Source organism: Microbacterium barkeri (assembly GCF_027921765.1).
Lineage (GTDB): Bacteria > Actinomycetota > Actinomycetes > Actinomycetales > Microbacteriaceae > Microbacterium > Microbacterium barkeri.
Window position 1 is genome coordinate 124,117 of the sequence record NZ_BSEJ01000003.1, and the last position, 22,743, is coordinate 146,859.

Annotated in this window: 23 protein-coding genes; 15 read left to right on the forward strand and 8 right to left on the reverse strand. The window is 71.7% G+C overall.

Going from position 1 to position 22,743, the window contains the following annotated elements; genetic code table 11:
• Positions 1-4: 4 nt before the first annotated feature.
• On the reverse strand, positions 5-544 hold the full coding sequence (locus PKE79_RS04965; protein ID WP_271172559.1) for a small multidrug efflux protein: 540 nt from the start codon (positions 542-544) through the stop codon (positions 5-7).
• A gap of 157 nt (positions 545-701) precedes the next feature.
• Here PKE79_RS04965 and PKE79_RS04970 point away from each other — a divergent pair, with 157 nt between their 5' ends.
• The 3 genes from PKE79_RS04970 to PKE79_RS04980 all read left to right on the forward strand — a co-directional run bounded on the left by PKE79_RS04970 (position 702) and on the right by PKE79_RS04980 (position 4,719).
• The gene (locus PKE79_RS04970) at positions 702-1,883 is read left to right on the forward strand and encodes a sensor histidine kinase (protein WP_271172560.1); all 1,182 of its coding nucleotides are present in this window, start codon (positions 702-704) and stop codon (positions 1,881-1,883) included.
• On the forward strand, positions 1,880-2,482 hold the full coding sequence (locus PKE79_RS04975) for a response regulator transcription factor (protein WP_271172561.1): 603 nt from the start codon (positions 1,880-1,882) through the stop codon (positions 2,480-2,482). The genes PKE79_RS04970 and PKE79_RS04975 overlap by 4 nt, the downstream gene beginning before the upstream one ends.
• 89 nt (positions 2,483-2,571) lie before the next feature.
• Positions 2,572-4,719 carry an ATP-dependent Clp protease ATP-binding subunit gene (locus PKE79_RS04980; RefSeq protein WP_271172562.1) on the forward strand — a complete coding sequence of 716 codons (2,148 nt, stop codon included), beginning with the start codon at positions 2,572-2,574 and terminating at the stop codon, positions 4,717-4,719.
• A gap of 66 nt (positions 4,720-4,785) precedes the next feature.
• On the opposite strand, the gene PKE79_RS04985 is transcribed toward PKE79_RS04980, so the two are convergent.
• The 5 genes from PKE79_RS04985 to PKE79_RS05005 form a co-directional block, all read right to left on the reverse strand.
• Positions 4,786-5,376 (reverse strand): nitroreductase family protein, encoded by a 591-nt coding sequence (locus PKE79_RS04985; RefSeq protein ID WP_271172563.1) that lies wholly within the window; start codon positions 5,374-5,376, stop codon positions 4,786-4,788.
• 172 nt (positions 5,377-5,548) lie between these two features.
• Entirely contained in the window at positions 5,549-6,676 is a 1,128-nt protein-coding gene (locus PKE79_RS04990) for an ABC transporter permease (RefSeq protein WP_271172564.1), read from the reverse strand.
• Positions 6,673-7,557, reverse strand: a complete 885-nt coding sequence (locus PKE79_RS04995) for an ABC transporter ATP-binding protein (RefSeq protein ID WP_271172565.1) — start codon at positions 7,555-7,557, stop codon at positions 6,673-6,675. Before PKE79_RS04995 ends, PKE79_RS04990 begins: the two co-directional genes overlap by 4 nt.
• 119 nt (positions 7,558-7,676) lie before the next feature.
• The gene (locus PKE79_RS05000) at positions 7,677-8,333 is read right to left on the reverse strand and encodes a response regulator (RefSeq protein ID WP_271172566.1); all 657 of its coding nucleotides are present in this window, start codon (positions 8,331-8,333) and stop codon (positions 7,677-7,679) included.
• Positions 8,330-9,649, reverse strand: a complete 1,320-nt coding sequence (locus tag PKE79_RS05005; protein WP_271172567.1) for a sensor histidine kinase — start codon at positions 9,647-9,649, stop codon at positions 8,330-8,332. The genes PKE79_RS05000 and PKE79_RS05005 overlap by 4 nt, the downstream gene beginning before the upstream one ends.
• Before the next feature lie 153 nt (positions 9,650-9,802).
• Here PKE79_RS05005 and PKE79_RS05010 point away from each other — a divergent pair, with 153 nt between their 5' ends.
• The 4 genes from PKE79_RS05010 to PKE79_RS05025 are packed head-to-tail and all read left to right on the forward strand — an operon-like array spanning position 9,803 to position 12,183.
• On the forward strand, positions 9,803-10,240 hold the full coding sequence (locus tag PKE79_RS05010) for a VOC family protein (RefSeq protein WP_271172568.1): 438 nt from the start codon (positions 9,803-9,805) through the stop codon (positions 10,238-10,240).
• Positions 10,241-10,244: 4 nt separating this feature from the next.
• Positions 10,245-10,955 carry a winged helix-turn-helix transcriptional regulator gene (locus PKE79_RS05015; RefSeq protein ID WP_271172569.1) on the forward strand — a complete coding sequence of 237 codons (711 nt, stop codon included), beginning with the start codon at positions 10,245-10,247 and terminating at the stop codon, positions 10,953-10,955.
• A gap of 15 nt (positions 10,956-10,970) precedes the next feature.
• Complete coding sequence (locus tag PKE79_RS05020) at positions 10,971-11,609, forward strand: dihydrofolate reductase family protein (protein WP_271172570.1); 639 nt, start codon at positions 10,971-10,973, stop codon at positions 11,607-11,609.
• Positions 11,610-11,643: 34 nt separating this feature from the next.
• Positions 11,644-12,183, forward strand: a complete 540-nt coding sequence (locus PKE79_RS05025) for a P-loop NTPase family protein (RefSeq protein WP_271172571.1) — start codon at positions 11,644-11,646, stop codon at positions 12,181-12,183.
• Here PKE79_RS05025 and PKE79_RS05030 read toward each other — a convergent pair whose 3' ends face one another.
• The gene (locus PKE79_RS05030) at positions 12,184-13,026 is read right to left on the reverse strand and encodes an exodeoxyribonuclease III (RefSeq protein ID WP_271172572.1); all 843 of its coding nucleotides are present in this window, start codon (positions 13,024-13,026) and stop codon (positions 12,184-12,186) included.
• A 360-nt stretch (positions 13,027-13,386) separates the two neighbouring features.
• On the opposite strand from PKE79_RS05030, the gene pyrE reads away from it, so the two are divergent.
• Positions 13,387-13,965, forward strand: a complete 579-nt coding sequence (pyrE, locus tag PKE79_RS05035) for an orotate phosphoribosyltransferase (protein ID WP_271172573.1) — start codon at positions 13,387-13,389, stop codon at positions 13,963-13,965.
• A gap of 72 nt (positions 13,966-14,037) precedes the next feature.
• A complete protein-coding gene (locus tag PKE79_RS05040; protein WP_271172574.1) occupies positions 14,038-14,943 on the forward strand; it encodes an ROK family protein in 906 nt (301 codons plus the stop codon).
• 100 nt (positions 14,944-15,043) lie between these two features.
• On the opposite strand, the gene PKE79_RS05045 is transcribed toward PKE79_RS05040, so the two are convergent.
• On the reverse strand, positions 15,044-15,523 hold the full coding sequence (locus PKE79_RS05045) for a hypothetical protein (protein ID WP_271172575.1): 480 nt from the start codon (positions 15,521-15,523) through the stop codon (positions 15,044-15,046).
• 86 nt (positions 15,524-15,609) lie between these two features.
• Here PKE79_RS05045 and PKE79_RS05050 point away from each other — a divergent pair, with 86 nt between their 5' ends.
• The 6 genes from PKE79_RS05050 to PKE79_RS05075 all read left to right on the forward strand — a co-directional run bounded on the left by PKE79_RS05050 (position 15,610) and on the right by PKE79_RS05075 (position 22,636).
• Positions 15,610-16,215: a helix-turn-helix domain-containing protein gene (locus tag PKE79_RS05050; RefSeq protein ID WP_271172576.1), complete on the forward strand. Its 606-nt coding sequence runs from the start codon at positions 15,610-15,612 to the stop codon at positions 16,213-16,215.
• 123 nt (positions 16,216-16,338) lie between these two features.
• Entirely contained in the window at positions 16,339-17,541 is a 1,203-nt protein-coding gene (locus PKE79_RS05055) for an amidohydrolase family protein (RefSeq protein WP_271172577.1), read from the forward strand.
• A gap of 35 nt (positions 17,542-17,576) precedes the next feature.
• Positions 17,577-19,169 carry an ABC transporter substrate-binding protein gene (locus PKE79_RS05060; RefSeq protein WP_271172578.1) on the forward strand — a complete coding sequence of 531 codons (1,593 nt, stop codon included), beginning with the start codon at positions 17,577-17,579 and terminating at the stop codon, positions 19,167-19,169.
• Between the two features lies 1 nt (position 19,170).
• Positions 19,171-20,223, forward strand: a complete 1,053-nt coding sequence (locus PKE79_RS05065) for an ABC transporter permease (RefSeq protein WP_271172579.1) — start codon at positions 19,171-19,173, stop codon at positions 20,221-20,223.
• Positions 20,220-21,032, forward strand: coding sequence for an ABC transporter permease (locus PKE79_RS05070; protein WP_271172580.1), 813 nt, complete (start codon positions 20,220-20,222; stop codon positions 21,030-21,032). The genes PKE79_RS05065 and PKE79_RS05070 overlap by 4 nt, the downstream gene beginning before the upstream one ends.
• On the forward strand, positions 21,029-22,636 hold the full coding sequence (locus tag PKE79_RS05075) for a dipeptide ABC transporter ATP-binding protein (protein ID WP_271172581.1): 1,608 nt from the start codon (positions 21,029-21,031) through the stop codon (positions 22,634-22,636). Before PKE79_RS05070 ends, PKE79_RS05075 begins: the two co-directional genes overlap by 4 nt.
• The last annotated feature ends 107 nt before the right edge of the window (positions 22,637-22,743 follow it).

A 22,743-nucleotide genomic window follows, 5' to 3' on the forward strand; every position in this document is an offset into this window, starting at 1 on the left:
GGCGTCAGCTCGCGATCGAGATGATGCCGGTCAGGGCGAGCGTGATGAGGGTCGTCCAGCCGACGATCGCGATGCCCTGCCAGAAGAGGATGCGCGCGCGGCCCACGCCGGCGGCGGCGAGCATCGTCGCGGTGAACTGCGTCGGCAGGAGGAGCGGGCCGAGGAGGCTCACGCCAGGGACGCCGTAGCGCACGAGCGCCCGCTGGAACTTCTCCCTGCGGGGCGACGCAGCGGGGGCCGCGACGGCGGTGCCGCCTTCGGTGATCGCGCCGCCGCCCGCGGCGACCGCCACGCGCTCGCGGTGCCGCGTCACGATCGCGCGTCGGGTGCCCGAGCCGAGGAGCACGAGCGCGGCGACGCAGAGGAAGTTGCCGATCGCGCCGGCCGCGGCGGCGATCGCCGGGTGGATGCCGCCGATGATGCCGATCGCCGCGGCGCCCTCGCCCTCGATGAACGGGACGGCGCCCGCGAGGGCGACGATGAGCGGCTGGACGAGCTCCGGGACCTGGGCGACGAGGTTCTGGAAGGTCTCGATGAGGTTCATGCTGTGCTCCTGTCGGCTGTGCTGCGGAGGGGTCTCTCCGGCGATGTCTCCACTCCATCGCGCCGCGGCCGATCGCGGCAGTGCCGAGGTGTCACCGGAGTGCGGGCGAGCTGCACGCGCAGGGGGTGACATCTGTCACGGCCGTACTGTGGTGAGAGTGAAGGCGACATCGGGGGACGCGCGTCGGGGCGCGATCGATCTGACGCGCGGCATCGCCGCGACATGGTGGTACACGATCAGCGCGGTGATCTTCTTCGAGGCCGTGATCGCCCTGCTCTGGACGACGACCTGGGCTGTCGCGAGTGGGGCCGCGTGGCAGGGGCTCCTCGCCGGAGCCGTCGGCGTCGTCTGGGTCGCGTGCACCGTGCCCCTCCTCCTCGTGCATCGGTCGCGCAGCGAGTCGGACCCGCTCGTGGCGAAGCGCCTCGTGCCGCTCGTGCTCGTCGCGGCCGCATCGGGCGCGGTCCTCGGCGTCCTGACGCACAGCTGGCTCCTCGGCCTCCTGCTCCCCGCGCACGCCGTGGTCCTGCTCAACTGGTCTCGCGGCGTCCGCCTGCGACTCGTCATGGCGCTGACGGCTGCGCTCGCGGCGGCATGGTGGGTCGACGCGCGCGGCGGCGGGGGCATCCTCGCGGTCGAGGGGGCGCCGATGCTCGCGGCCTTCTGCGTCATGCTGCCGGGCATGGCCGTCCTGTCGCTGTGGTGGTGGGATGTGCTCGTCGCGCTCGACCGCGCGCGCGTCGCGGAGTCGCGGCTCGCGGCGACGCAGGAGCGGCTCCGAGTCGCGACCGACGTGCACGACCTCCAGGGGCACCACCTCCAGGTGATCGCGCTGCAGCTCGAGCTGGCCGAGAAGCTCATGGACCGCGGCGAGACCGGCGCGGCGCTCGAGCAGGTGCGAGCCGCGCGGGTGAGCGTCGCGGATGCCACGCAGGGCACGCGCGACCTCGCGACGCGCTTCCGGTCGGCGCCGCTGTCGGATGAGCTCGCCAACGCGCGCGACCTCCTGCAGGCCGCGGGGGTCGCGGCGGCGCTCGAGATGCCCGCGGATGCCGACGAGGCGCCCGGCGCCGTGCTCGGGCCCGTCATCAGGGAGACCACGACCAACGTCCTGCGGCACGGCGGGGGGCGGATGGCGCGCCTCTCGCTCGCGCGCGTCGACGGCGCATGGCGCTACGAGATCGCGAACGACCGCGCAGGGGCCGCCGAGGCGCGCGACGGCGCCGGCCTCGAGGGGATCGGACGCCGTGTCGCCGAGGTCGGCGGGCGTCTCGACGTCCGACGGGACCCCGACGCGTTCGCCGTCGTGGTGGAGGTTCCCGAGGAGGTCGTCCGATGATCCGCGTGCTGCTCGCCGACGACGAGGCGATGATCCGCTCCGCGCTCGCGGCGCTCCTGCGCCTCGAGGACGACATCGAGGTCGTGGCCGAGTGCGCCGACGGCTCCGAGGCGGTCGCGGAGGCGCTGCGCGTCGAGCCGGACGTCTGCCTCCTCGACCTCGAGATGCCGGGTCTGGACGGCGTCGAGGTCGCCGCGCAGTTGAGCCGGCGCATCGCGACGCGGTGCGTGGTCGTCACGCGCCATGCGCGGCCGGGCGTGCTGCGCCGCGCGCTCTCCTCGGGCGTCGCGGGGTTCCTGCCGAAGTCGCGCGGCGCGGGCGAGGTGGCCCAGGTCATCCGGCGAGTCGCAGCCGGTGGCCGGTACGTCGACCCGGAGATCGCGGCCGACGCCCTCGCGGACGAGCGCTGCCCGCTCACCCCGCGCGAGCTCGACGTGCTGCGCGTGGGACGACGCGGCGAGACCACGGGGCAGATCGCGCGCTCGCTGTCTCTCGCGCCGGGCACGGTCCGGAACCACATCTCGGTGATCCTCGGCAAGCTCGGGGTCGAGACACGGCAGCAGGCCGTGCTCGTCGCCGAGGAGAGCGGCTGGATCTGAGCCGCGCCCTTCCCCGCGGGTCGGGTGGCTGATAAACTTGAGTCACTTCGACTCAGGTTTAGAGTCACCGTGACTCAGGGAGGACAGGAATGCAGGCGAACCAGATGCCGCAGCAGGAGGAGCAGCAGAGCGCCCTCGAGCAGTTCGGCATCAACCTCACCGAGCGCGCCAAGCAGGGCAAGCTCGACCCCGTGATCGGCCGTGACAGCGAGATCCGCCGGGTGAGCCAGGTGCTCACGCGGCGCACGAAGAACAACCCCGTGCTGATCGGAGAGCCCGGTGTCGGCAAGACCGCGGTCGTCGAGGGGCTCGCCCAGCGGATCGTCGCCGGCGACGTCGCCGAGAGCCTCAAGGGCAAGGAGCTCATCGCCCTCGACATCTCCGCCCTCGTCGCGGGCGCGATGTACCGCGGCCAGTTCGAGGAGCGCCTCAAGAAGGTGCTCCAGGAGATCACGGAGTCCGAGGGTCGCGTCATCACGTTCATCGACGAGCTGCACGTGCTCATGGGCGCGGGCGGCGGCGAGGGGTCGGTGGCCGCGGCGAACATGCTGAAGCCGATGCTCGCCCGCGGCGAGCTGCGCATGATCGGCGCGACGACGCTCAACGAGTACCGCGAGTTCATCGAGAAGGACGCCGCTCTCGAGCGCCGCTTCCAGCAGGTCTACGTGGGCGAGCCGAGCGTCGAGGACACCGTCGCCATCCTCCGCGGTCTCAAGGAGCGCTACGAGGCGCACCACAAGGTCGCGATCTCGGATGGCGCGCTCGTCGCGGCTGCGGGGATGTCGCACCGGTACATCCCGAGCCGGCAGCTGCCCGACAAGGCCATCGACCTCATCGACGAGGCCGCGTCGCGGCTGCGCATGGAGATCGACTCCGCGCCGCTCGAGATCGACGAGCTGCGCCGGCACGTCGACCGCCTGAAGCTCGAGGAGCTCGCGCTCAAGAAGGAGAAGGACGCCGCGTCGAAGGACCGGCTCGAGAAGCTCCGCGAGACGCTCCGCGAGGAGGAGGCGCACCTGAAGGGGCTGCAGGAGCGCTGGGAGGCCGAGCGCGCGTCGCTCAACCGCGTCGGCGACCTCAAGACCCGGCTCGACGCCGCACGCAGCGAGGCCGAGCGCGCGCAGCGCGAGGGCAACCTCGAGCGCGCGTCGCGCCTGCTCTACGGCGAGATCCCGGGTCTCGAGCGCGAGCTCGCGGATGCCGAGAAGGCAGAGCGCAGCGACGAGCGGATGGTCGGGGACCAGGTCACCGACGCCGACATCGCGTCGGTCATCGCGGCGTGGACGGGCATCCCCGTCGGGCGCCTGCTGCAGGGCGAGACGGAGAAGCTGCTCCACCTCGAGGCCGAGCTCGGCAGGCGGCTCATCGGTCAGAAGGAGGCCGTGAAGGCCGTGTCGGATGCCGTCCGCCGCTCGCGTGCGGGCATCAGCGACCCGAACCGGCCCACGGGGTCGTTCCTGTTCCTCGGCCCCACGGGCGTGGGCAAGACCGAGCTCGCGAAGGCGCTCGCCGAGTTCCTCTTCGACGACGAGCACGCCATGGTGCGCATCGACATGTCGGAGTACGGCGAGAAGCACTCCGTCTCGCGCCTCGTCGGCGCCCCTCCGGGCTACATCGGCTACGAGCAGGGCGGGCAGCTCACCGAGGCGGTGCGCCGGCGACCCTACAGCGTTGTGCTGCTCGACGAGGTCGAGAAGGCCCACCCCGAGGTCTTCGACGTGCTCCTGCAGGTCATGGACGACGGGCGGCTGACGGATGGCCAGGGCCGCACGGTCGACTTCAAGAACGTCATCCTCATCCTGACCTCGAACCTGGGATCGCCGATCCTCATCGATCCGACGATCTCGGCCGAGGCCAAGCGCGAGCAGGTGATGCTCCTCGTGCGGCAGGCGTTCAAGCCGGAGTTCGTGAACCGTCTCGACGACATCGTGATGTTCCAGGCCCTCAGCCAGGACGACCTCGCGCAGATCGTCGAGCTGCAGGTCGACGCGCTGCAGGAGCGGCTGGGCGACCGTCGGCTCACGCTCGCGGTGACGCCGGATGCCCGCGCCTGGCTCTCCGAGCGCGGCTACGACCCGGTGTACGGTGCGCGGCCGCTGCGCCGCCTCATCCAGCAGGAGATCCAGGACCGCCTCGCCATGGCCATCCTGTCGGGCGGCGTGCATGACGGCGACACGGTGCGCGTCGACGTCGACGCCGCCGGAGACCATCTCGCCCTCGTGAGCGAGGGCCAGTAGGTCCGGCCGAACGCACGGAGCCGGCCCCGGGAGGATTCCCGGGGCCGGCTCCGTGCGCTCGTCAGGTCAGCGCGCGTCGACGATGACCGTCTCGGCGAGCGGACGGCGCTCGCGCGGCGCGGTCTCGCGCTCGCGGAGCGCCTCGGGGAGGGCGTCGACGTCGCCGAGCTCGCCGAGCGCGACCACGGTCGTCGGGGCGAAGCGCGCGTCGAGCGAGAAGCGCTCGCGCACGACCTCGGGGTCGAAGCCGCTCATCTGGTGGACGACGAGGCCGTCGTGGTGGGCCTGCACCGAGAGGTGCGCGACGGCCTGGCCCAGGTCGTAGACCGCGTGCGTGTTCGCGCGGCCCTCCTCGTTCGCCGTCTCGGCGACCGCGACGATGAGGACGGCGGCGTTCGCGGCCCAGAGCTGGTTGAACTCGACGAGCGACTCGACAACCGACGCATGCTCGGCCGTGCCGCGGCGCGCGACGATGAACCGCCAGGGCTGCACGTTGTAGGCCGACGGGCTCCAGCGGGCGGCCTCGAGGGCGCTCGCGAGCTTGGCCTCGTCGACGGCGCCGGTCGCGTCGTAGGCGCGCGGGCTCCAGCGGTCGGCGAGGACATCGAGGACGGGGTGGTCGGTGGCCGCGGTGCGGTCGAGGGTCGTGGCGCCCATGGCGTGCTCCTTGCTGGTCGGTGGACTCGGTGGGCGCCGTTGCCCGATGGGAGAGGGAACCTCCGCGGGGACGATTGTATTCCGGCGCATGCTCTTCGCCGCGAGCCGACGCAACACGCGGAAACGCGAGACGCCGCCGCCCGCGAGGGCGACGGCGTCTCGCGCGTCGGGCTCAGCCCTTCAGAGCGTCCTTGAGCTTGACGCGCGCGCCCATCCGCAGCAGCGAGTTCTCGTAGATCTTGGCGCCGAGCGCGATCACGAGCACGCACGAGCCGAGCAGCACGACGAGCGAGAGGAGCGGCTCCCACCACTGCGCCTCGTTGAAGAAGAGGCGCAGCGGCATCCCGACCGCGGCCGAGAACGGCACGTACGACAGGATCGTCATGACGAGGGGGTTGTCGCCGAGGAAGATGACGAGGAAGTACGGGATCATCGTCAGGTAGATGAGCGGCGTGAGGGTCGGACCCGAGTCCTCCTGCCGGGAGACGAGCGAGCCCGCAGCGGCGAACATGGCCGCGAGCAGGATGAATCCGAAGAGGAAGAACACGGCGAACCAGACCATGGGCGCGCCGAGCCCCTGGAGGAACTCCGTCTGCCCCGTCACGATGAGGCCCACGACGGCGACCGCGATGAGCACCACGATCTGCGCGAGGGCGAGGATGGTGTTGCCGAGCACCTTCCCCGCGAGCAGCACGCGGGCCGGGATCGCCGAGATGAGGATCTCGACGACGCGGGTCTGCTTCTCCTCGATCACGCTCTGCGTGATGGGCGTGCCGAACGACATCGCGGCCATGAAGAAGACCATGCCGAACACGATCCCGAGGATGTAGCGCAGGGGGCTCTCCTCCCCCGCCCCCGCATCCAGCAGCTCGACCGTCGGCGACAGCGACAGCGCCGCGATGACCGAGGCCGGCGCCTCGCTCTGCGCGATGACGGTGACACCGGTCGGCGACGCGTCGTCCTGCACGGCGGCCGCATCCACCTCCCCCGCCGTGACGAGCTGCTCGGCCTCGGCTCGATCGTCGACCTCGATGACCTCGAGGCCGTCCGCCGCGCGCAGCTGCGCGGCCACGGCCTGCGTCGCGGCGACCGGCGTCGTGCCCCCTCCTGCGGCGGAGAAGCCCATCCACAGCACCGCCGCGAGAGCGCCGAGCACGAGGATGGCGGTCGAGATGAGGAACGCCTTGCTGCGCAGCTTCGCGGCGAGCTCGCGCTCGGCGACGAGCCACACGCTCTGCGCGGTCGTGGGGGCGGGCGCAGGGGTGCGGTGCGTCGACCGCACGCTCGTGGGGGTGCTCACTGGATGACCTCCTTGAAGATCTGGGAGAGCGAGGGGTGCTGGGGCGCGAAGCTCGCGACCGCCCCGAGGTCGACGGCCTTGCGCAGCACGCGCTGCGCCGTGTCGTCGGAGTCGACGTCGAAGACCGCGAAGCCGCCCGCGAAGTCGACCACCTGCACGCCGGGCTCGGCGCGGAGCCAGCCGGCATCGCCATCCGACACGAGCTCGTAGCGGTTCGTCGCGTGCTGCTCGCGGAGGGCATCCCGCCCGCCGGCCGCGCGGATGGTGCCGCCCGCGATGATGACCAGGTCGTCGCACAGGCGCTCGACGACGTCGAGCTGATGCGACGAGAACAGCACGGAGACGCCGTCGGCCGCGCGCTGCTGCAGGACCGACGCGACGGTCTCGACCGCGAGCGGATCGAGCCCCGAGAAGGGCTCGTCGAGGATGAGCACGCGCGGCTCGTGCACGAGCGACGCGGCGATCTGCGCGCGCTGCTGGTTGCCGAGCGAGAGGGTCTCGACGTTGTCGCCCAGGCGCTCGGCGAGGCCGAGCTGCTCGAGCAGCTCGGTGGCCCTGCGGGTGGCCTCCGCCCTGCCGAAGCCGTGCAGGCGGGCGAGGTAGACGATGTGGTCGAGGACCTTCATCTTGGGGTACAGGCCCCGCTCCTCGGGCATGTAGCCGAAGTTGCGGCGCTCCTCCGGCGTGAGCGGCGCGCCGTCGAGCGTGACCTCTCCCCCGTCGCGGGCGAGCAGGCCGAGGACGATCCGCATCGTCGTCGTCTTGCCCGCGCCGTTGCCGCCGACGAAGCCCGTGAGGCGGCCGGGCGCGACGTCGAACGAGACGTCGTCGAGCACCTGCCGCTCGCCGTATCGCTTGGTGATCCCGCGCAGTCTCAGCATCCGCGCTCCCTTCCTCATCGTGTGCTTCACACGCTACGGACGGGCGCGGAGGCGCGCGTCCCCCGCGGGGAGGAACGCGCGCCTCCGTCGCGCGGGGGAGCCGCCTCCCGCGCGAGGCGTCAGGTCAGCCCATGCCGGTGCGCGTATACGACGGCGGCGACACGGTCGCGCGCACCGAGCTTCAGCAGCAGGTTCGACACATGGGTCTTGACGGTCGCCTCGCCGATGTACAGCTCCCGGGCGATCTCGCTGTTGCTCATGGCCCGGGCGAGCAGCCGCAGCACCTCGAGCTCGCGCTCCGTGAGACCCGCCGCAGACGGGTCCGCAGGGCCTGCGAACGCGGCAGGGGCGGACGCCGTGTGCCGCTCGATGACGCGCCGCGTCACCTCGGGAGCGAGCAGAGCGTCGCCTGCGGCGACGACCCGCACGGCGCCCACGAGCTCCTCGGGCCCCGCATTCTTGAGCAGGAATCCACTGGCACCGGCGTCGAGCGCGGAGAAGAGGTAGTCGTCGCGGTCGAAGGTCGTCACGATGACGACCTGAGCCGCCGTTCCGGCCGCGACGATGCGGCGCGTGGCCTCGATGCCGTCCATGTCGGGCATCTGGACATCCATGCAGACGACGTCGGGGCGCAGCTCGGCCGCGCGGGCGACCGCCTCCTCCCCCGTGGCCGCCTCCCCCGCGACGTCGATCCCCGACGCCTCGAGGATCATCCGGAAGCCGGCGCGCATCGTGGCGTGATCGTCGACGAGCAGGACGCGGATGGGCGAGGTCATGACGGCTCCTCCTCTGCGGTGACGGGCGCGGCCAGCGGCACGGTCACGCGCACGAGGTAGCCGCCCTGCTCGCGCGGGCGGAGCTCGAGCTGGCCGCCCGAGGCGATCGCGCGCTCGCGCATCCCCAGCTGGCCGAGGCCTGGACGCGCATCGAGCGCGACGCGGCCGGTGTTGACGACCTCGAGCTCGACGGCGTCCGGGGTGTAGCGCACGCGCATCTCGGCGCGGGCGTCGGGGCCGCCGTGCCGACGGGCGTTGGTGAGCGCCTCCTGCGCGATGCGGTACAGGTTGACCTGCACGAGGTCGGGGACGGGCACCGGGTCGCCCACGACGACGTGCCGCGTGGGCGTCCCCGAGGCGGTCATCACCTCCGCGAGGGCGGGCAGCCCCTCGAGGGTGAGCGTCGAGGGCGCGCCGACCGCGAAGTCGGGATCGCCGTCGAGCGACCGGAGGGTGTCGAGGAGGTGGCGGAGCTCCGCGATCGCCGAGCGCGCCGACTGCTCGACGACCGAGAGGGCGCGGCGCGCCGCCTCCGGGTCGCGCTCGATCACGGTGCGGGCGGCCCCCGCCTGCACGCCCATGGCCGAGACGTGATGGGCGACGACGTCGTGCAGCTCGCGCGCGATCCGCACGCGGTCGAGGGCGACCGCCTGGGCCGCGGTGAGCTCGCGCTCCTCCTCGAGCTCGCGCGTGCGCCGCTGCAGCACCGCGCGGTCGCGCGCGGCGGCATATGCCCGATTGCCCATATAGTAGGCGCCGCCGAAATACGCGGCGTTGATGAGCCACATGAGCAGCATGTAGGCGATGTACGGGGAGAGTCCGCCCGGGAAGTTCTCCTGGAGCGCTTCGGTGTCGGTCGCGCCGACGAAGGTCGTGACGAGCAGCCACACGAACATGCCGACGATGATGACGACGCGCGCGAGCGCGGCCCGGCGTCGATCGTCGACCCAGGCGCCGATCGTGAACATGCCGATGAACATCGTCACCTGGCTGACGTAGATCTCCGGAACCTGGAACGACGTGGCCACGAAGTACGCGGTGCAGATCACGGCCGCGACCGTGACGGGAAACCGTCGGCGCAGCGCGAGCGGCAGGGTCATGAACACGCTCGCGAGGAGCGACCACCCCGCGTTCTCGGGCTCCGTGAGGTACGCGCCGGAGACGGCGGTCAGGGCGATGCTCACGATGGCCGCACCGAAGAGCGCGACCGCGAGGATCGCGTCCTTGCGCAGGTCCCGTGGCGTGACGCGCCGATTCAGCGGCTCTGATTCGTCGATCTCCGCCTCGGGCTCGGCGGGCGCGGTCGTGGCGGTCATCCCTCCACCGTAGGCATTCTGCGCCGTCCGGACATCCGTCGCGAGACGGAAGAACTTGCTCTTGACAAGCGTGCTTGCTTTTAACAAGCTGGTGCCGTGCCGCACAGAGGCGGCGCGAAACCGACCAGAGCGATACGCGAGGAGCACACCGTCATGGCCACTCACATCTTCGTCAACCTGCCCGTCACCGACCTCGACCGCGCGAAGGCGTTCTACGAGTCGCTCGGGACGACGATCGTCCCCGAGTTCACCGACGAGAACGCCGCGTGCGTGAAGTGGGACGAGAACGTCTTCTTCATGGTCCTCAAGAAGGAGTACTTCGCGACCTTCACGTCGAAGTCGGTCGTGCTCGGCTCGGAGGGCGCGCAGGTCATCACCGCACTCAGCCGCGACTCCCGCGAGGACGTCGACGCGATCCGCGCGAAGATCCTCGAGGCCGGCGGATCGGAGAACAAGGATCCCCAGGACTACGGCTTCATGTACTCCGTGAGCATGGCCGACCCGGACGGCAACATCATCGAGTTCCTGTGGATGGACCCGGTGGCGGCGGAGAAGGGCCCCGAGGCCTTCTTCGCCGAGCAGGGAGCCTGATCGCTTGGCAGCACGCAGCTACGGGCAGTACTGCGGCGTGACGACGGCCGTCGAGCTGGTCGGGGAGAGGTGGGCGCTGCTCATCATCCGCGACCTGCTCGTCGGCCCTCGGCGCTACACCGATCTCAAGCAGGGCCTGCCCCGGATCCCCACGAACATCCTCAGCGCGCGGCTCAAGGAGCTGCAGGCGGGGGGCGTCGTGCGTCGCGTGCCCATCGCGCGGTGCGGGCTCGTCTACGAGCTCACGCCGTACGGGCGCGAGCTCGAGCCGATCGTGCTCGCGCTGGGGCGCTGGGGATTCCAGAGCATGGGGGAGCCGGAGGAGGGCGACGCCGTGACGCCGGATTCGCTCACGATGGCTCTGCGCACCGCGTTCCGACCGGATGTCGCCGAGGCTATTCCGAGCACGGCATATGAGCTGCACGTCGGGGACGTCGTGCTGCGCGCCGACGTCGCGGGCGGCCAGCTCGCGGTCTCGCAGCTCGCACCGCCTACGCCCCCCGTCGGCGGGGCGACCCCGAGTGGCGAACCGGACGCCGTCATCGTGGCGGGTCCGGGCATCCGCGGTGTGATCTCGGGCGAGATCGCGCCGCAGGACGCGATCGATCGGCAGATCGCGCACCTCCTCGTGGGCGACGTCTCGCACCTCGAGCGCTTCGCGAGGACCTTCCACATCGACCCCGGCCGCTCGACCGCCACGGCGGAGGCGGCCTGACCCCAGGAGGAGCTCATGGACGAGCAGACGAGCACGCGAGGCCGCATCCGCATCGACCTCTTCACGACCCTCGACGGCGTCGCGCAGGCGCCCGGCGGCCCCGAGGAGGACCCCTCGGGTGCGTTCCCCTTCGGCGGCTGGCAGGCGCCGCTGTTCGACGAGACCGTCGGCCGCGAGGTCGGACAGGCCATCGACGCCATGGATGCGCTGCTGCTCGGCCGGCGCACCTACGACATCTTCGCCGGCTACTGGCCGCACCACACGACGGGTGAGAACGGGCCGATCGGGCGGAAGTTCGACGCCGTGCCCAAGTACGTCGCCTCCCGCGGCGAGCCCGATCTCTCATGGCAGGGGAGCGCGCGCATCGGCGACGATCTGGAGGCCGACATCGCGGCCATCCGCTCGCGTCACGCGCTCACCGCCGTGATCGGCAGCATCGACTTCGTACAGACGCTGCTCTCGCGTCAGCTCTTCGACGAGCTCTGCCTCTGGGTGTACCCGGTCGTGCTCGGCCGCGGGAAGAAGGTCTTCCCGGATGGCGCGGCGCCGGCGACCCTGCGGCTCACGGCGCCGCCGGTGGCGGGGGAGAGCGGAGCGGTCCTGCTGCGGTACGCGCCGGTCGATCTCGAGGTGCGCACCGGGACCTTCGACTGAGTGACCGGAGGGCGCGCGCCGATAGGCTCCTCCGGTGGAGTTCACGGCGCGGCGCATCCTCATCGCCGGGGTGTCCGGCTCGGGCAAGTCGACGCTCGCCGCGCGCATCGCGGAGCGGACGGGCATCCCGCACGTCGAGCTCGACGATCTCCACTGGGGCCCTGGCTGGCAGCCCCGGCCGACGTTCGCTGCCGATGTCCGCGACCTCGCGGCGCGCGACGCGTGGGTGACGGAGTGGCAGTACGCGGGCGCGCGGCCTGTCCTGCTCGCCCGCGCGGAGGCGGTGGTCTGGATCGACCTGCCCACGCGCGTCACGATGGCGCGCGTCATCCGCCGGACCATCCGGCGCCGGATCCGGCGCGAGCGCCTGTGGCGGGCGGGGAACGTCGAGCCGCCGATCCTCTCCGCGCTCGTCGACCCCGACCACATCGTGCGGTGGGCGTGGCGAACACGCGACAAGTACCGCACGGGCGAGGAGGCGCTGCCCGCGCGCCTGGAGAGCCGACCCGACGTGACGCTCGTGAGGCTGCGCACCGCGCGCGAGGTCGCGGACTGGCTCGACGCGCTCGGCTGATCAGCCGAAGATCATCGGCACGTCGTCGTCCTCCGCAGGAGAGAGGTCGAGGTCCACGACGACGGGCACATGATCGCTCGGGGAGTCGCCCTTGCGCTCCTCGCGCTCGATGAACGCACCCGTGACGGCGTCGGCGAGCGCCCGGGAGCCGAGGATGAAGTCGATGCGGATTCCCTGGTCACGCGGGAACTTCAGGCGCTGGTAGTCCCAGTATGTGTAGCCGGAGGGGACGAGCGGGCGGACGACGTCGGAGACGCCGGCGGTCTCGAGCGCGAAGAAGGCGTCGCGCTCGGGCTGCGAGACGTGCGTCGAGACGCCCGGCACGATGTCCGGGTCGCCGTTGTCCTCGTCGAACGGGATGATGTTGAAGTCGCCCACGAGCGCGAGCGGGAGGTCGGGCTCCGCCGCGAGCTGGGCGCGCGTCGCCTCGCGGAGCGCCTCGAGCCACCGCAGCTTGTACTGGTAGTGGGGGTCGTTCAGCGAGCGGCCGTTCGGGACGTAGAGGCTCCAGACGCGCACGCCTCCGACGAGCGCCGAGATCGCGCGCGCCTCGTGCGGAGCGTCGTCGCCGTCGTACCCCTTCTTGAACCCGGGCATCCCCGCGAAGGCGTGCTGCACATCCTCGAGGGGCTCTCGACTGGCGATCGCGACGCCGTTCCACTGATTGAGCCCGTGCGCCTCGACGTGGTAGCCCGCCGCCTCGAACGCGGCGTACGGGAACTGCTCGGGCTTGCACTTGATCTCCTGCATGGCGAGCACGTCGATGTGCTGGCGCTCGGCGAACGACACGATGCGGTCGACGCGCGCGCGGATCGAGTTCACGTTCCAGGTGGCAAGGCGCATGCTCCCAGCCTATTTCCCGCCGCGGACACGGCCGTCGCTCGTCGGGGCCGTCGCTTGTTGGGGGCGCTTGTCGGGGGCGTCGCCCTGTCGGGGTCGCGGTTTGCGTCCGGAATCGGCAGTTGGGGGCCGCCAAGTGCGACCTGGACGGGGGTGGGTGCTGTCCGGGTCGCGACTTGCGTCCGGAATCGGCAGTTGGGGGCCGCCAAGTGCGACCTGGACGGGGGTGAGTGCCGTTCCGGTCGCGGTTTGCGTCCGGAATCGGCGGTTGGGGGCCGCCAACTGCGACCTGGGCGGGGTGGGTGCCGTCAACGGCGCCGTCGCCGTCCTCCGCGGCAGCCCATCGTCTCTAAGCTGGAGCGCATGGCCATCGCATCCACGCCCGAACTCGAAGCCGACCGCCAGGAGCTCATCCGGCTCATCAAGGAGGACGCGGTCTTCCACGGCGACTTCACGCTCTCGAGCGGCAAGAAGGCCACGTACTACGTCGACATGCGCAAGCTCACGCTCGATCACCGCGCGGCACCCGCGATCGGCCGCATCATGCTCGACCTCATCCGCGATATCGACGGCGTCTCGGCGGTCGGCGGGCTCACGCTCGGTGCGGACCCCATCGCCAATGCGGTCGTGCACGCCTCGGTGGCTGCGGGCACGCCCGTCGACGCCTTCGTCGTCCGCAAGGAGCCCAAGGACCACGGTCGCGGGCGCCAGATCGAGGGGGCCGAGGTCGAGGGCAAGCGCGTCGTCGTGCTCGATGACACGGTGACCACGGGCGGATCGCCGCTCAAGGCCGTCGAGGTGCTGCGCAAGGCGGGCGCCGAGGTGGTCGCGGTCGCGACGATCGTCGACCGGCGGACGGGGGCGCAGGAGCGCATCGAGGCCGAGGGCCTCCGCTGGCTCGCGGCGATCGACCTCGACGACCTGGGGCTCGAGGCCCAGTAGTCACAGCGGCGATCGCGGTCGCCGCTACGCTGTGGGGTGCCCGCGCCTCGGGCCATCCGCAGAGGAGCTCTCATGACCCGCATCGCGCTCGCCGTCGACCTCGGCGGCACCAAGATCGACGCCGCGCTCATCGACGACGAGGGCGCGATCCTCGCGCCCAGCCGGAACCGTCGACCCACGGGGCCCGCCATCACGCCCGACGGCCTCCGCGCGGCCGTGACCGACGTCGTCTCCCGTGCGCTGGCGCACCTGCCCGAGGGCGCGGAGTTCGCGGGCGCCGGCATCGGCAGCGCAGGGCCGATCGACCTCGCGACCGGCTCCATCCATCCGGTGAACATGCCCGGCGTGCACGGCTTCGGTCTCGTCGAGGCGGTTCGCGATGCCGTCATCGCCTCGAGCGGGGAGTTCGATCCGATCGTCCGTCTCCGGCACGACGGCGGATGCCTCGCGCTTGCCGAGTCGTGGCTCGGCGCCGCCGCGGGCGCGCGCGCCTCCCTGTCGCTCGTGGTCTCGACGGGCGTGGGCGGGGGAGTGGTGATGGGCGGCATCCCCATCGGAGGGGCGTCGGGCAACGCCGGCCACCTCGGCCAGATGCACGTCGGCGAGCTGACCGTCGAGGAGATCGCGGCGGGCCCCGCGAGCGTCCGCTGGGCGCAGCTGCAGGGATGGCACGGCGAGACCGGCGAGGACCTCGCGCGCTCGGCAGCGGAGGGCGACCGCATCGCCCGCGCGGCGATCGAGCGGTCGGCGAAGACGGTCGGCCAGGCGCTCGCGGACGCGTCGTCGCTGCTCGACCTCGAGGTCATCGCGATCTCCGGCGGCTTCTCGAACGTGTCCGACGACTACGTCGACCTCGTCGCGGCGGCGCTGCGCGACTGGGCCGCCCTGCCGTACGCGCAGCGCACCCGTGTCGTCCGCAGCGCGCTCGGCGGCGATGGGCCGATCATCGGCGCCGCCGCGCTCGTGCTGCGCGCCTGACCCGTACGCGGAATCGGAGTGCTGGGGCTGGTGTAGACCCGCGGGACCGACACGCGCACACGCGCCCCGGCCATCCGATTCCGGTGACGCCGCGACCCGCTCAGGCCCGGCGGTAGGCGGCGCGCATGCGCGGCGTCGTCAGGAGCACGCCCACGCCGAGCATGAGAGCGGCGAAGGCGAGCTGCTCGACGGTCATCCAGAGCGGGTAGATCCCGGGGATGGCGGCGATCGCCAGGGTGACGCACGGGAAGATGAACGAGAACAGGCGCATGCGCGAGTGGGCCCAGTACCAGCCCTGCTCGGCGCGGAACGAGAAGTAGCCGAGCCCGCCGGTGAGTCCGAGCACGACCGCGCTGCGCATCCACACCATGAACGGCTCCGGCATGCCCTGCATGGTGAGCCAGAAGGCGATCCCGAGCGCGCTCACGCCGAGCATGATCGCGACCCCGAGGAGCACGCGCACGACGAGCCAGTCGCGGTGCAGGGTCGGATCGGCGAGGCGCACGGCGGGCACGCGGATGTCGCGCTGGCGCCCGGCTGCGAGTCGGTCGATGCGCAGCAGCACCTCGTTCAGACTCACGTCTGAGATCGTACCCGCGGGTCTGCGGCGGACCCCGGGAGGAGCCTCGACGTCGAGACGCCGCCGCGCCGCCTAGTCTGTGGAGCATGAGCGACCCGCACGCCCGCGAGCCCGTGGCCGCCGACTCCCGCCTGGAGCGGACGGTCGGCAATCGCGTGCGGCACCATCGGCTCGCCGCCGGCCTCACGGCGAGCGACCTCGCCGCGCGCTCGGGCCTGTCGCCCGCGATGATCTCCCGCATCGAGTCGGCGACCACCTCCGCAAGCCTCACGACCATCCATCGCCTCGCTCGCGCCCTCGAGGTGCCCGTCGCCTCGCTCTTCCGCGGCGCGGACGCACCGCGCGCCGCGATCGTCGTCAAGGCAGGTGGGGGCACGGAGTCTGTGCGTGCGGGAAGCCGCCAGGGGCACCGCTACGCGAGCCTGGGAAACCTGCTGTCGACGAGCGGACCCTCCCTCGAGCCGGTCATCGTGACGCTCAACGCCGAGGCGGCCGAGTTCCCTCTCTACGAGCACGCCGGAATCGAGTTCCTCTACATGCTCGAGGGCGCTGTCCTCTTCCGCCACGGTGACGACGAGCACGTGCTCGAGGCGGGGGATTCCATCCTCCTCGACGCCGAGACCCCGCACGGCCCGACGGCCGTGATCGCCGGCCCTGCTCGCTTTCTGTCGGTCAATCCGGCAGGCGCCTGACACACGCGTGTAACACCGGACGTTTTACTGTCGGTAAATTAGTTGCGTTGGCCGCAAGATGGCAGACGCGCATGCGACGGACCCACCCTGTCCGACGACGACCGATCGTCCTCTGGAGCACCCGTGCCCGAAAGCACCCTGTCCCGCGTCGCCATCTGGGACGGCACCCGCCCCCTGGGCGCCGGTCGCCTGTCGTGGAACGGCGACGAGATCATTGCCGTCGAGGCCGAAGCGGCGGACGAGACCCCGCGCTTCGCGGTCATCCCCGGGCTCATCGACACGCACGTCCACCTCGGCGGCTACGCCGGCCCGGGCGAGCAGCCGTGGGGATCTCCCTGGTCGCTCGTCACACCCGATGCCGAGAAGGTCTTCCACATCGCGGCACAGGCTCAGCGCGCGATGCGCGCGGGCGTCACGACCGTGCGGGACCTCGCGGGCGACGCGCTGCAGCTCGCCGTGAGCCGGGTCTTCGACGACGGGGTGCAGATCGGCCCGCGCGTGCGGGTCCACGGCCAGGTCGGCATGACGGCCGGGCACGGCGACCTCTTCATCCCGCCTCACTACCCGCATCGCCCTCCCGTGGCCGACAGCCCAGACGAATGCCGCAAACTCGTGCGCCAGTGGGCTCGCCAGGGCGCGCACGGCATCAAGATCTACGCGTCGGGCGGCGTGCTCTCGATGGGGGACCGGGTCGGATGGCGGAATCAGACCGACGAGGAGATCCGCACGGTCATCGACGAGGCGCACGCACTCGCGATGCCCGTCGCGGCGCACAGCCATGACGCCGCGAGCGCACGCCGCGCGCTCGAGGCCGGCGTCGACTCGATCGAGCACGGCACGGGGCTCGTGCCGGAGCTGTGGCCCCTGGTCACCGGCCGCGACGTGCCCGTCGCCCCGACGCTGCTGATCAACGACCGGCTCGCGGATGGCACGGTGCCGGTGAGCGCCGAGGCGCGCGAGAAGGCGGCGGCGGTCGTCGCCGAGCGCGACGCGAACTTCGCGGACGCCGCCCAGGCGGGCGTGCGCTTCGTGCTCGGCACCGATGCGAACGGCGTCATGGTGCGCTTCGGCGAGCAGCACGCCGAGGTGCGTCTGATGGCGCGCATGTTCGGCTGGTCTGCTGAGCGCGCCCTCGTGTCCGCGACGAGCGACGCGGCCGACGCGATCGGGATGGGTGACCGCATCGGCCGTCTGCGGCCCGGTTTCGCCGCCGACTTCGTCGTGGTCGACGGCCGTCCGTGGGAGGACGCCTCGCACATCGACGTCGACCGCATCGTCGCCGTCGTCTCCCGCGGACGCCTCGTCGCCGGCTCCCTGCCCTCCTGACCCCCCTGCACCACCTCCCCTCGAGAGGATCCACCGTGAACTCATCACCTACGCGCCGCGTGGCGCTCGTCGCCGGCTCCGTCTTCGCGCTCGGCGCGCTCCTCGCCGGCTGCGCCGCGGGCGGCTCTGAGTCCCAGGGCGGCGGCACGCTCGTCTTCGCCGTCGAGACCGACCCGAGCTGCATCGACCCCCAGCAGCCCACGGTGACCCAGGCGCTCTACATCGGGCGCCAGGTCGTCGACTCGCTCGTCGACCAGGATCCCGAGACGGGCGAGATCGTCCCGTGGCTCGCGGAGTCGTACGAGTCGGCCGACGACATGACCTCCTTCACGTTCACCCTGCGCGACGACGTCACCTTCAGCGATGGGACGGCGCTCACGAGCGACGTCGTCAAGGCGAACTTCGACGCGATCGTCGAGATGTCGGCGGACGGCTCGACGGCGACGCTCGCCGGCCAGTACCTCGCGGGGTACAGCGGCACGGAGGTCTCCGATGACCAGACGTTCACCGTGTCGTTCGACGCTCCCAACGCCGCGTTCCTGCAGGGAGCGAGCACGATGAGCCTCGCCATCGTGTCTCTCGCCACCACGGAAGAGACGCCGGAGGCGCGCTGCCAGGATGGCGTGATCGGCACCGGGCCGTTCGTCTACGACTCCTACGCACCCAACAGCGAGGTCTCGATGGATCGTCGCGAGGGCTACGCCTGGGCGTCCCCGCTGCGCGGTCACGAGGGCGACGCCTACCTCGACCGCATCGAGTTCGCCGTCGTCACGGAGGACAGCGTGCGCGTGGGCGGGCTGCAGTCGGGCGAGTTCGACATCGTCGGAGAGCTGCCGTACGCCGATGAGCCCCGCATCTCGGAGGAGGGCTACTCGATCTACGCGAAGGCGAACCCGGGCATCCCGACGAGCCTCATCCCCAACCTCGAGAGCGCCGTCCTCGCCGACGACGCCGTGCGCCAGGCCATCCAGCTCGGCATCGATCGCTCCGAGATCACCGAGACGCTCGGCTATGCCGGCGGTGACGTCCCGACCAGTGCGCTCTCGAGCGGCACCTCCGGATACTCGAGCCAGTCGGATGCTCTCGCCTATGACCCGGACGCCGCCATCGCGGTGCTCGAGGCGGCAGGCTGGACGGAGGGAGCGGACGGCATCCGCGAGAAGGACGGCCAGCGTCTCACCTTCACGGCGACCGGCTTCTATGAGCAGCAGATGATGGAGCTCATCCAGCTGCAGCTGAAGGAGATCGGCGTCGACATGCAGATCGACTTCACCGACGCAGGCGGGTTCTTCGGCGCGATTGCGGAGCGCAGTTACGACGTGCTGTTCGCGGCGCTCACGCGCACCGGCCCCGACGCGCTCGCCGTGATGTTCGAGCAGGCAGCGCCGTCGCACTGGGCCGTCGTGGACGACGCCGACCTGGAGGCGATGCTCGTCTCGCAGGCGGCGACGAGCGACGAGACCGCGCGTCAGGCCATCCTCGACGACATCCAGGCGACCGTGATCGACCAGGGCTACCTCTTCCCGATCCTCGAGGTCTATCAGCTGCACGCGTCCCAGCCGGAGGTGACGGGCTTCGCGTTCGACTCGGCGTCGCGCTTCCACCTCTACGATGTGGAGCTCGGCTGACATGACCGCGGCGGGAACGTCACGGGGCGCCGACCTCCTCAGGCGGATCGGCGCGCCCCTCCTCCAGTTCGTCTTCGTGGTCTGGGCGACCTACACCGTGACGTTCCTGCTCATCCGCGTCCTGCCCGGCGATCCCGTGCTCGCCGCGCTCGCGGTGCAGTCGGGAGATGCGACGACCGTCGACCCCGAGCAGCTCGCGGCGCTGCGTGAGGAGGCCGGGCTCGCGGGCGGCCTCCTCGAGCAGTACCTCTCGCAGCTCGGCGGACTCCTCACGGGAGACCTCGGCACGTCGCTCGCCACGGGGCGGCCGGTCGCGCAGATGATCGCGGACGTCGTGCCGGGCACACTCGTCGTCGCGGCGCTCGCGCTCGTCATCGGGGTCGCGATGTCATTGGTCATCGGCTTCCTCGCGTACCTCTCGCCGTGGCGCTGGCTGCGCGAGACCCTCGTCCAGCTGCCGCCCCTCGGCGTCGCCGTGCCTGCGTTCGTCACGGGGCTCGTGCTCATCAGCGTGTTCTCGTTCGGGCTCGGATGGCTGCCCGCCTCGGGCGCGCGCTCGCCGCTCAGCGTCGTGCTTCCCGCCGTCACGCTCGCCCTCCCCGTCGGCGCCATCTTCTTCCAGGTCTTCTCCGCGGCCATCCGCGAGGCCGAGTCGAGCGCGTACGTCTTCACGGCCGATGTGAAGGGCCTCTCGCGACTCGCCGTCTTCGGGCGGCACATCCTGCGGAACGCGCTGCTGCCGTCGGTGACGAGCATCGGCCTGCTCATCGGCTTCCTCGCCGGTGGAACGGCGGTCGTCGAGACAGTGTTCTCGCGCGACGGCATCGGGCGCGTCGTCGTCGCCGCCGTGCAGGCGCGCGACGTCAACGTCATCCAGGGCGTCATCATCGTCGTCGCGGTGGTCTACGCGCTCACGGCGCTGCTCGTCGACCTGTCGTACCCGCTGCTCGATCCGCGGCTGCGCCCCCGCGGGCGGACACGCTCCGTGCGCGCGGAGCCGGCTTCCGCGGTCGCCGCGGTCGACACCCCCGCTCGGAAGGAGGAGCTCCGATGAGGGCCCGCCTGCTGCGTCCGACGACGCTCCTTTCTCTCGCGATCGTCGCGCTCGCCGCGGTCATGGCCCTTGCGCCGCAGCTGCTCGCGCCCGGCGATCCGCTCGCGGGAGATCCGTCCGTCCGTCTCCTCGCGCCGGGCGGCGGGCACCTCTTCGGCACCGACGCGCTCGGCCGAGACGTCTACACGCGCGTCGTGCACGGGGCCTTCCTGTCGCTCGCGGCCGCGACGGCCGCGGTGCTCGTGGGAGGTCTCGTCGGGGGAGCGGTCGGCCTCGTGTGCGGCGCCCTGCGCGGACGCGTCGGGCGCGTCGTCGACTTCATCGTCATGCGGTTCGTCGACGTGCTCATCGCCGTGCCCGGCATCCTGCTCGCTCTCATCGTCGTCGCCACGCTGGGGTTCGGCGCGTGGAGCATCGCGCTCGGCGTCGGCCTCGGCGCCGCCGGCAGCTTCGCCCGCGTCATGCGCGCGCAGGTGCTGCGCGTGCGCGGCGAGGAGTACGTCGAGGCGGCGTCGACGCTCGGCGTGAGCCCTCTCGCCGTCCTCGGCCGGCACATCCTGCCGAATGCGATGCGTCCTGTGCTCGCGATGGCCGCACTCGAGCTGGGCACGGCCATCCTGTCGGTCTCGACGATCAGCTTCCTCGGGTTCGGCGCGCAGCCGCCCGCGCCGGAGTGGGGCGCTCTTGTCAGCGACGGCCGCGACTACATCGCCACCGCCTGGTGGCTGACGGTGCTCCCGGGTGCCGTCATCGTCTGCGTGGTGCTCGCCGTCACCCGCATCGCGCGCGTGATCGGAGTGGAACGATGAGCGACGACATCCTCCGGGTAGAGGGCCTCCAGGTCGCCTACCGCACCGGGCGGCGCGAGGTGGAGGCGGTGCGCGGCGTCGATCTACGCGTGCCGCGGGGAGGCATCGTCGCGCTCGTGGGCGAGTCGGGCTCGGGCAAGAGCAGCGTCTCGCAGGCGCTCGTGCGCCGACTGCCGGAGAACGGACGGATCGCGGGCGGTGCGGTGCGCTTCGCGGGCCTCGACCTCGCGCGGGTGCGCGAGCGAGAGCTGCGGCGCATCCGCGGCGGACGCATCGGCTTCGTGCCACAGGACCCCAACGCCTCTCTCAACCCCGTCCTGCGCATCGGCGAGCAGATCGCCGAGGGCCTGCGCCTGCACGTGCGGATGACTCGGGCGGATGCCGCCGCGCGCGCCGTCGAGATCCTCGGCGAGGTGGGTCTGTCGCGGCCGGAGCTGCGCGCGCGCCAGTACCCGCATGAGCTGTCGGGCGGCATGAAGCAGCGCGTGCTCATCGGCATGGCGTGGAGCTGCGACCCGGAGCTCGTCATCGCCGACGAGCCCACGAGCGCCCTCGATGTCACCGTGCAGCGTCGCGTGCTCGACCAGATCGAGGAGCTCGCGGCATCTCGCGGCACCGCCGTGCTGCTCGTGACGCACGACCTCGGCGTCGCGAAGGACCGCGCTGACCGCGTCGTCGTGATGCAGCAGGGGCTCGTCGTCGACGAGGGCACGACCGACGAGGTGCTGGGATCCCCGCGCACCGGCTACACGCGCGAGCTCGTCGCGGCGGCGCCGGGGCTCACCAGTCGTCGCCTCGAGCCGACGATCGTCGGCGACTCGACGCCGGCGCCCGACGGGCCGCCGCTCCTCGAGATCGAGGGCCTGCGGAAGACGTTCGGCGACGTCGTCGCAGCCGACGGCGTCTCCTTCGCGGTGCCGGAGGGCGAGACGGTCGCACTCGTGGGCGAGTCGGGATCGGGCAAGACGACGACGGCGCGTATGGCCGCGCGCATTGTCGACGCCGACGGCGGGCGGATCCTCTTCCGAGGCGCTGACATCACGGCCCTTCGCGGCGCGGGGCTGCGCGAGTGGCGGCGCGAGGTGCAGGTCGTCTATCAGAACCCGTTCGGCAGCCTCGACCCGCGGATGAGCATCGAGCGGATCGTCTCCGAGCCGCTGCGCGCCTTCGGCATCGGCAGCAGGGCGGAGCAGGCTCGGCGCGTGCGCGACCTCCTCGCCTCCGTGCGGCTCCCCGGTGACGTGGCCGAGCGCCTGCCGGCCGAGCTCTCGGGGGGACAGCGGCAGCGGGTCGCGATCGCCCGGGCGCTCGCGCTGCAGCCGAAGATGCTCGTGCTCGACGAGCCCGTCTCGGCACTCGACGTCTCGGTGCAGACGCAGATCCTGCAGGTTCTCGTCGACCTGCAGGCGCAGCTCGGGCTCGGCTACCTGTTCATCACGCACGACTTCGGCGTCGTCCGGCAGATCGCCGACCATGTCGTGGTGATGCGGGCGGGGCGCGTCGTCGAGCAGGGACCCGCGTCCCGAATGCTCGTGACTCCTGGTTCGGATTATGCCCGCGAGCTGCTCGAGGCGGTGCCGGGGAGCGTGCCGTCGCGACGATGACCTGAGGCGCTCAGTCGTCGTCGCGGTTGCGGCGGATGTACTGCCAGACGAACGCGACGAGGGTGCCGGCCGTGATGACGAACGTCGCGGCGAAGAGCAGGTCGCGC

What these genes read in the sequence shown, in the direction of transcription:
- PKE79_RS04995 (WP_271172565.1), bottom strand. Translation starts at nt 7,557, where the DNA reads ATGCTGAGACTGCGCGGGATCACCAAGCGATACGGCGAGCGGCAGGTG.
- PKE79_RS05065 (WP_271172579.1), top strand. Translation starts at nt 19,171, where the DNA reads ATGACCGCGGCGGGAACGTCACGGGGCGCCGACCTCCTCAGGCGGATC.
- PKE79_RS04985 (WP_271172563.1), bottom strand. Translation starts at nt 5,376, where the DNA reads ATGGGCGCCACGACCCTCGACCGCACCGCGGCCACCGACCACCCCGTC.
- PKE79_RS05030 (WP_271172572.1), bottom strand. Translation starts at nt 13,026, where the DNA reads ATGCGCCTTGCCACCTGGAACGTGAACTCGATCCGCGCGCGCGTCGAC.
- PKE79_RS05070 (WP_271172580.1), top strand. Translation starts at nt 20,220, where the DNA reads ATGAGGGCCCGCCTGCTGCGTCCGACGACGCTCCTTTCTCTCGCGATC.
- PKE79_RS05000 (WP_271172566.1), bottom strand. Translation starts at nt 8,333, where the DNA reads ATGACCTCGCCCATCCGCGTCCTGCTCGTCGACGATCACGCCACGATG.
- PKE79_RS05075 (WP_271172581.1), top strand. Translation starts at nt 21,029, where the DNA reads ATGAGCGACGACATCCTCCGGGTAGAGGGCCTCCAGGTCGCCTACCGC.
- PKE79_RS04975 (WP_271172561.1), top strand. Translation starts at nt 1,880, where the DNA reads ATGATCCGCGTGCTGCTCGCCGACGACGAGGCGATGATCCGCTCCGCG.
- PKE79_RS05020 (WP_271172570.1), top strand. Translation starts at nt 10,971, where the DNA reads ATGGACGAGCAGACGAGCACGCGAGGCCGCATCCGCATCGACCTCTTC.
- PKE79_RS05010 (WP_271172568.1), top strand. Translation starts at nt 9,803, where the DNA reads ATGGCCACTCACATCTTCGTCAACCTGCCCGTCACCGACCTCGACCGC.
- PKE79_RS05050 (WP_271172576.1), top strand. Translation starts at nt 15,610, where the DNA reads ATGAGCGACCCGCACGCCCGCGAGCCCGTGGCCGCCGACTCCCGCCTG.
- PKE79_RS04980 (WP_271172562.1), top strand. Translation starts at nt 2,572, where the DNA reads ATGCAGGCGAACCAGATGCCGCAGCAGGAGGAGCAGCAGAGCGCCCTC.
- PKE79_RS04965 (WP_271172559.1), bottom strand. Translation starts at nt 544, where the DNA reads ATGAACCTCATCGAGACCTTCCAGAACCTCGTCGCCCAGGTCCCGGAG.
- pyrE (WP_271172573.1), top strand. Translation starts at nt 13,387, where the DNA reads ATGGCCATCGCATCCACGCCCGAACTCGAAGCCGACCGCCAGGAGCTC.
- PKE79_RS05040 (WP_271172574.1), top strand. Translation starts at nt 14,038, where the DNA reads ATGACCCGCATCGCGCTCGCCGTCGACCTCGGCGGCACCAAGATCGAC.
- PKE79_RS05005 (WP_271172567.1), bottom strand. Translation starts at nt 9,649, where the DNA reads ATGACCGCCACGACCGCGCCCGCCGAGCCCGAGGCGGAGATCGACGAA.